7 protein-coding genes and 2 pseudogenes are annotated in these 7,323 nt (G+C 49.4%); 5 read left to right on the top strand and 4 right to left on the bottom strand.

Features of this window, described 5'->3' with window-relative positions:
- A pseudogene (locus tag HFM78_RS06915) lies at positions 1-403 on the top strand (RNA-guided endonuclease InsQ/TnpB family protein); the annotation flags it as partial.
- A gap of 7 nt (positions 404-410) precedes the next feature.
- On the opposite strand, the gene HFM78_RS06910 reads toward HFM78_RS06915, so the two are convergent.
- From HFM78_RS06910 to HFM78_RS06900, 3 genes are all read right to left on the bottom strand, one after another.
- Complete coding sequence (locus tag HFM78_RS06910) at positions 411-1,427, bottom strand: ParA family protein (RefSeq protein ID WP_287128696.1); 1,017 nt, start codon at positions 1,425-1,427, stop codon at positions 411-413.
- The gene (locus tag HFM78_RS06905) at positions 1,427-1,717 is read right to left on the bottom strand and encodes an ATP-binding protein (RefSeq protein WP_287128695.1); all 291 of its coding nucleotides are present in this window, start codon (positions 1,715-1,717) and stop codon (positions 1,427-1,429) included. The genes HFM78_RS06910 and HFM78_RS06905 overlap by 1 nt, the downstream gene beginning before the upstream one ends.
- Positions 1,718-1,792: 75 nt before the next feature.
- The gene (locus HFM78_RS06900) at positions 1,793-2,614 is read right to left on the bottom strand and encodes a helix-turn-helix domain-containing protein (protein ID WP_287128694.1); all 822 of its coding nucleotides are present in this window, start codon (positions 2,612-2,614) and stop codon (positions 1,793-1,795) included.
- Positions 2,615-2,721: 107 nt separating this feature from the next.
- Here HFM78_RS06900 and trpS point away from each other — a divergent pair, with 107 nt between their 5' ends.
- The 3 genes from trpS (at position 2,722) to gyrB (ending at position 6,130) form a co-directional block, all read left to right on the top strand.
- Positions 2,722-3,723, top strand: a complete 1,002-nt coding sequence (gene trpS / locus HFM78_RS06895; protein ID WP_287128693.1) for a tryptophan--tRNA ligase — start codon at positions 2,722-2,724, stop codon at positions 3,721-3,723.
- Between the two features lie 42 nt (positions 3,724-3,765).
- Positions 3,766-4,002, top strand: coding sequence for a hypothetical protein (locus tag HFM78_RS06890; RefSeq protein WP_287128692.1), 237 nt, complete (start codon positions 3,766-3,768; stop codon positions 4,000-4,002).
- Positions 4,003-4,120: 118 nt separating this feature from the next.
- Positions 4,121-6,130 carry a DNA topoisomerase (ATP-hydrolyzing) subunit B gene (gyrB, locus tag HFM78_RS06885; protein WP_287128691.1) on the top strand — a complete coding sequence of 670 codons (2,010 nt, stop codon included), beginning with the start codon at positions 4,121-4,123 and terminating at the stop codon, positions 6,128-6,130.
- A 185-nt stretch (positions 6,131-6,315) separates the two neighbouring features.
- Here the strand turns inward: gyrB and HFM78_RS06880 are convergent, their stop codons facing one another.
- Complete coding sequence (locus HFM78_RS06880; protein ID WP_287128690.1) at positions 6,316-6,762, bottom strand: transposase; 447 nt, start codon at positions 6,760-6,762, stop codon at positions 6,316-6,318.
- A 419-nt stretch (positions 6,763-7,181) separates the two neighbouring features.
- On the opposite strand from HFM78_RS06880, the pseudogene HFM78_RS16205 reads away from it, so the two are divergent.
- Positions 7,182-7,323, top strand: a pseudogene (locus HFM78_RS16205) (transposase); the annotation flags it as partial.

Genomic DNA, 7,323 nt, shown 5'->3' with positions numbered 1-7,323 from the left:
CTTCTTTGATAACTGCAAAAAGCAAACCCCCGGCAAGAAAGGTTATCCACAGTTCAAGAAGAATACTCGGTCAGTGGAATATAAAACTACTGGATGGAAATTATCTGATGACCGTAAACGGATAACCCTCACCGATAAAAATAATGCAGGCTGTTTTAGGCTAATCGGCACGAGAAACTTAAATTTCTATTTAGTAGAGCAAATTAAAAGAGTACGGATAGTCCGTCGGGCAGATGACTATTATGTGCAATTCTGTATAGATATAGAACGGTCAGAACCTCAGCCAGAGACCGGCACAGCAGTCGGTATTGATTTGGGACTGCTACATTTCTATACCGATAGTGAGGGTAGAACAGTAGAGAATCTCCGTCATTTGCGTAAAGCAGAGAAAGCCTTGAAGCGTCAATCTGTCATGGTGAATTGATATTTGCAGGAATTTTTATTCCGGCAAGATTAGCTATCTTCAGAGCCAATGGTTTGAAATCCCCATAGGTATTATGTGCTGCGTAACTGTGACTACCAATAGCCCCATCAGCAGGTTTGAGATGAAACATCGGCTTATGGGCTGCTTGAGCCATGGGCATGAGGCTTTGGTAATTTTTCAATAGTGCTAGGCAATGAATATCTTGAGCAGTAGATAAAGTATTCTTAACAGACTCGTTTAGTACTTCTTGGCGATAAACCCTGGGGGCTTCAGAAATCCAGCGTCCGTAGGCCCTAGCCGGTCGGTCCCAACGAACAGAGTATTGTAAAACAATGTAGCCGATGGGTCGCATACTCCCCGTCGGTAGGCGTAAGTCTTCAGCAAAAGATTTCCTCAACCTTTCCTCCCACCCTCCGCGCCAACGTCGGAGGGCGGGGCCTAAATTGCGTAACCCTTGGATAGAGAAGATATCTGGAGCCAGAGGTACGACCACATAATCTGCGGCAATAAATGCTGCTCTATTAATTGCCCCTAAGTTAGGTCCCAAATCCATAAGGATTACGTCTGCTTCCTGCGTACTAGCTGCTTTCTGTAAAACTCTCCACAACGCCGACATGACGCGAAAAGCTCGCTCGTCACTATCCAAACATTTAGGCCAATTCTCAGAAAGCTGATCCTCAAAACTTGAGAGTTGTAAATCTCCCGGAATTAAAATTAAGTTGTCTTCAATTTTTTGAATTATTGGCTCTACCACATCACCGACTCCCCTTTTAAGCGGTTCAATACTTCTAAAAATAGTGGTCGGGAGACTATTGTCACTCTCGATTAACTCTTCCAGGGCATCTTCTTCGAGAAAAGCTGCCGTAAGATTAGCCTGCGGGTCTAAGTCTGCGGCTACTACCGAAACACCCAAATCACAAAACATCCAGGCAATATGGTACACCAGGGAGGTCTTACCCACACCGCCCTTATTGTTGAAGAATGCAATGGTCGTAACAGCCACTATGCTTTCCTCACAACGATAAGGATATAGGAATCTTCAACAGTAAATTCAAAGGGAGGATTACCATTCTTCTTGAGTTTACTGTTTGCAGTTGGTAGACCAAGACCAAATTTCTGAACATAACCCAGGTTTTTCATCGCCTCAGCTAAGTGGGGATTGCGGTAATCTGTCACTCCAGACTGTCCAAAATTATAGCGGTTTACCTGACCGTAGGGACCGCCTGGGCTCAGTATTTCAATACGGTCGCTAAACCAGTTAATCCTAATGGGTGCGTTGGTGCCATCATACATACGATGCATAACAGCATTTCTTGCTAACTGTTGCAGAGCTTCTAGGGGATAGTCGGGGTATCTTATTTCCATGGTCTATGTTGTAAAGTCAATAGCAGTGGAAATATTAATTTTTAGAACCTCATCTAGAGAATGTAATAACTCAGATAGAGGACCATCAATTCTTTTATTGTCTTTAATTGGATCGGTGAGTTGTTGACCTTCAAAACGGAGGAATTCAATATATGCTCCTGGGAAAAATTGTAGTGGATCACTCCCAATGGTCAGGATACCTAAAACCGTTGGCTGAGCATCATCAATAGTGGCAAAACGTAAAGAAGTTAGCTGCTGTTCTACAGAACGGTGGTTTTCTTGAAGAGTTTCTTCCGCTATGGCCAAAGCTAAATAAGTCCTCTGAAAAAATTCTAAATCTAAATCGTCCAAACTAGCCGCTGCGATAGGTTGCAGGTCAAAAGGTAAATCCTTTGACTTGCGTTTCTCAGCTAAACGCTGCTCCTCCTGGGCAGAAGCAATCCCTTGGCGGGGACCGACCATAACCCATACCTGACCTTTATATCTAACGGGAGGAGCATCAGCAGGCTGCACAATTACTACCGCTAAATCACAATTGCCAATGGTTCTTTTTTGAACCAAAGTAGCGGGAATGGGAAGTATGTGTCCATCCGAGCGGATAGCAGAAAGATTTTGTAAGAGCTGGTCTGTAATAACTAAATTGGTACAGCTACCATTGTCATTAGCTCCAATAAAAAGGACACCGGGCTTCTTATGATTAGGTAGATCATTACAAAAGGCACAGATAGCTTGACAGATTTTTTCTTTATCGGATATGGAGGATTTGCGCTCAGTCCAATCGGCTTCGATATCTTGCAGAAGGGCTTCTAGTTCGTCATCAGTCATGGAAATTAACCTCCGCAACTTGAAAAACTCGTTGTTCATCAAATAGTAGCACTCCTCAATTTCCTACAGACTAGGAGTAGGATGAAATAGACCAGAAACTACAACCGATGACTAACGCCAAACTCCGTACCTTCTCGGGTATTCAACCCACCGGACAGCTACATCTCGGGAACTACCTGGGGGCCATCCGCAACTGGGTCCAGACCCAAGCTAAGTACGACAACTACTTCTGTGTCGTGGACCTCCACGCCATCACCGCCCCCCATGACCCCGCCGAGTTGCGGGCCGCCACTCGCGCTGTTGCCGCTCTATATCTCGCCTGTGGTGTGGATCTGGACTACGCTACGGTCTTTGTGCAGTCCCACGTCCCGGCCCACAGTCAGTTGGCTTGGCTCCTGATGACCCAAACGCCCCTCAACTGGCTAGAAAGTATGACCCAGTACAAAGAAAAGAGTCTCCGCCAAGGCGAGAATGTGGGCGCGGGTCTCCTCAATTACCCGGCCTTGATGGCGGCTGATATCCTGCTCTACCAACCCCACGGCGTACCCGTCGGGGCCGACCAAAAAGAACATATTGAAGTCACCCGTGACCTGGCTCGTCGTTTCAATGACCGCTACGGCCCGACCTTTCGCCTTCCTGAACCCTGGATTCAACCCGAGGGCGCACGGGTGATGAGCCTGACGGACGGTACTAAGAAGATGTCCAAGTCCGACCCCTCCGACTTGAGCCGCATCAGCTTACTGGATACGCCCAAGGAAATCGAGAAAAAAATTAAACGCGCCAAAACCGACCCCCAACTCGGTCTGAGCCTCGATCTCGACCGCCCCGAATCCACCAACCTGCTTACTATTTACGCGCTGCTGACCCATCAAGAACCGAGCCAAGTGGCAGCAGAGTTTGCTACCAGCGGTTACGGACCCTTTAAAGCGCGACTCAGTGAAGCTGCTATTAATTTCTTGGCCCCGATGCAGACTCGTTACCGTGAACTGACCCAGGAAGTGGGCTATTTAGAGACTGTTCTGAAAACCGGGGCTGAACGCGCCCGCGTCGTTGCCCACCAGACTCTCACCATCGCCAGTCATAACCTGGGGTTATTACCCCCCACCTGAGACCAAATCCTGGCAAAATAAGGACAAAAATCGAGGAGTCCCATGTCCACCACCGACCAACCCTATCTCGACTTAATTGAACAACTCCTGGTCTGCCCCAACGGTGAGGAGTTGGGCATCTTCCGGGCGAATTTGCCGCTATTGGACCAACGGTGGCGACAGTTGGCCTTGGCGCGGGCTGACCAACTGGCTGAGAGCGGGGATACCAACCAATCTGCCTACCTACACCGGATTGTAGACCTCTGGCAGAATCTAAACCGGACTGAGACTGAGGGCTAGACCGCGCTAAAGCGGCTGAGACCCCCGTATGTTATAGTTGAGGCTGGATCACAAGCTTTATAACTGGCTAGTCTCCTAGCGCGTTTTAGCTGCATTTTAACCATTGGAGCTTTTCACCATGACCCAGGACCAAACCAATCCCGGCACATCAGTAGAGAGTGGCTACGGTGCCGAACAGATTCAGGTATTGGAGGGGTTAGAGGCGGTGCGGGTCCGACCAGGGATGTACATTGGCGGGACGGACCAAGCGGCTCTGCACCACTGTCTTTACGAGATTGTAGACAACTCCGTGGACGAAGCCCTCGCCGGCTACTGCACTGAGATCTACATCACCCTGCATCAAGACGGGTCCACCACTGTCGAGGACAACGGACGCGGTATCCCCACAGGGATCGTTGAGAAAACGGGCTTGAGTGGCGTGGAGACGGTTTTCAGTATTTTGCACTCTGGGGGTAAATTTGGCGGTGGTGGCTATAAGGTCTCCGGGGGCCTGCACGGGGTCGGGGCCTCCTGTGTCAATGCAGTCTCTGAGCGGATGCCTGTGGAAGTTTACCGCGATGGCAAAGTTCATTTCATTGAGTTTCGCGGCTATAACCCCGGCGGCAGTGTTGGTGCTCCCCTTGCGCCTCTGAAAGTAATCGGCACGACCAAAAAACGCGGTACTAAAGTCACGTTTTATCCCGATCCGCGCATTTTCAAAGATACGGTTAACGAAACCCAGGTCCCCCAGATTGACTTAGATACCGTCATGGTCCGTCTGCGCGAAATGTCCTTTCTCAATCGTGGTCTCAAAATTATCCTCCTGGATGAACGGTTAGCAGAGGGCACACCCAATCGTTACCAGGAGTTCCATTACGCGGGTGGAATCGCAAGCTATGTAGAATTTCTCAACAACTTGCGGACTGCCCTACACCCGGTTATTTACTTTGAGAATACCCGCGATGAAGTGCAAGTAGAAGTGGCCCTACAGTACACCGATGCTTACAGTGATTCGGTCTATGCCTATGCCAACAATATCGGCAACCCCGACGGCGGCACTCACCTGACCGGGTTCCGTAATGCTTTGACTAGGGTAATTAATGACTATGCCCGTAAGGGTAACTTGATCAAGGAATCTGAAGAGAACTTCAGCGGCGACGATGTGCGCGAGGGGCTGACCGCCATCATCTCCGTCAAGGTCCGCAACCCTCAATTTGAGAGCCAAACTAAGGTCAAGCTCCTTAATAACGAAGTCCAGGGTGCTGTTCAAGGCGTCCTGGGTGAGAACCTACTGGACTGGCTAGAGCGCAACCCCAAAGTCGCCAAAGACATCATCGCCAAAGCTCTCAATGCCCGGAACGCCCGCGAAGCCGCCCGCAAAGCCCGTGAACTGGTCCGCCGCAAATCCGCCCTCGAATCTGGCTCTCTCCCTGGTAAACTCGCCGACTGCTCCGAACGCGACCCCGCTCGCTCCGAAGTATTTCTCGTCGAGGGCGATAGCGCGGGAGGCTCAGCGAAACAAGGACGGGACCGCCGTTTCCAGGCAATCTTGCCCTTACGCGGGAAGATCCTCAATATTGAACGGGCCGATGACCGCCGGATCTATAACAACACTGAGATCCAGGCAATGATTACCGGGTTGGGGTTGGGGCTGAAGTCTGAAGAATTTGAGATGAGTAAGTTACGCTATCACCGCGTTATCTTGATGACTGACGCGGACGTGGACGGGGCACACATCCGCACATTGTTATTGACATTTTTCTATCGGTACAAGCGGGCTTTAATTGAGCAGGGTTATATCTACATTGCTCAGCCGCCTCTGTACAAGATTAAGATTGGCGGGGGTCGCAACATTGAGACTCGTTACTGTTACAGTGATGCTGAGCGCGATGTTATCCTCCAGGGGTTACGAGCTAATACCAAGACGGAGATGCAACGCTTCAAAGGTCTAGGCGAGATGCAACCGGAGGAGCTATGGGATACCACCATGAACCCCGCCACCCGTTCTTTAAAGCGTGTCATCATTGAGGATGCGGCTGACGCAGACCGGACCTTCACAATCCTGATGGGCGACCGAGTTGAGCCGCGCCGTGAATTCATCGAGACCTACGGCACTCGCTTGATCAACTTAAAACAGTTGGATATTTAACCCCAAAAATGTGGGGAGATAAGCTGTTAGATAAAATCCGCTATCTACAGTCTTATATGTGTCAGGAAATAAGTTACATGCATGGGTTAGAGAGGCTACGAAGAAAACCTCCTTTCCGGATTGTCAAGAGAGTCGTGTGTCAACTGCATAAACCTTTGTTACAACATTCAACACTTGTGCATGAACTACCCCACCGCATAGGTAGATGGGGTTTCTAAATCCCCATCTACCTTGCCTTGAGATTTTTGACGCTTCTTCGCCCCAAGTTGCCTTATGCTTCCGCAATTGGTAGAGCTTGGCGACTCTGCGCCTGAGAGGACAGTTCCTGGCCCCTTTACCCAAATCAAATTGACTTGAGCAGCATTTACATCTCTGTCTTGGGTATGACCGCACTTCGGGTTAGAGCAGATATGCACTCTATCTTTGAGCGTTTTAGGCGTGAGTTCCCAGCATTTGGCACAACGCTGAGACGGTTTGAGCTGACGAGTTGGAGACTCCACATAGAAGCCCCCTGCCTCAGCCAACTTGTACTCAAGCATTTTGCTAATCATGCTAAAACCCACTTCCAGCATGGAGCGGTTTAGCCCAGTTTTCTGAGCTTTGCGTTTCCCTTGCTTGGCTTTGCTGGTCATCCCTTTGACATTGAGCTGTTCGCCGGCAACTAGGCTATTACTGCTGACAGGGGTCCGGTACCGGACCCCTTATGTTGCTGGTGGTTTTGTGCAACCAATCCTCACGCTGTCGGGTAACTTTGCGTTGTAAACAGATTTACGTTTCTGCAACGCTTGCCACCGTCATGAGGCTTTGATCTTTTTGTTACGGTGGGGCGCACGTTTGCGGCGTAGCTTTTGGCCTGCTGCTTTGACTTTGCGCTGCCCCTCTTTGAGAAACTCAGGCTTTGCGATTTGCTCTCCAGTGGAAAGTGTGATCGCTTCCTTGCAACCCAAATCAATACCTACGGCACCTTCACCAGTAGACCGGACGGGATCACCGTTGACGGTAATCGAGGCATACCACTTCCTATGGCGAAGAATCATCGTACAGGTTGTGGTTCAACGGTGAACCCGAGCATGTGCATCTATTGGTAGACCTTCACCCTGACAACAATATTTCAGTTTTGGTATCGTCACTGAAATCAGCGTCTAGCAGGATTCTTCGGCAAGAATTCAAAGCAGAAATAGATAAAGTTTATT

It is taken from the genome of Candidatus Cyanaurora vandensis (assembly GCF_013285555.1).
GTDB classification, from domain to species: domain Bacteria; phylum Cyanobacteriota; class Cyanobacteriia; order Gloeobacterales; family Anthocerotibacteraceae; genus Cyanaurora; species Cyanaurora vandensis.
This window is presented reverse-complemented; position numbering and strand designations above follow the sequence as displayed.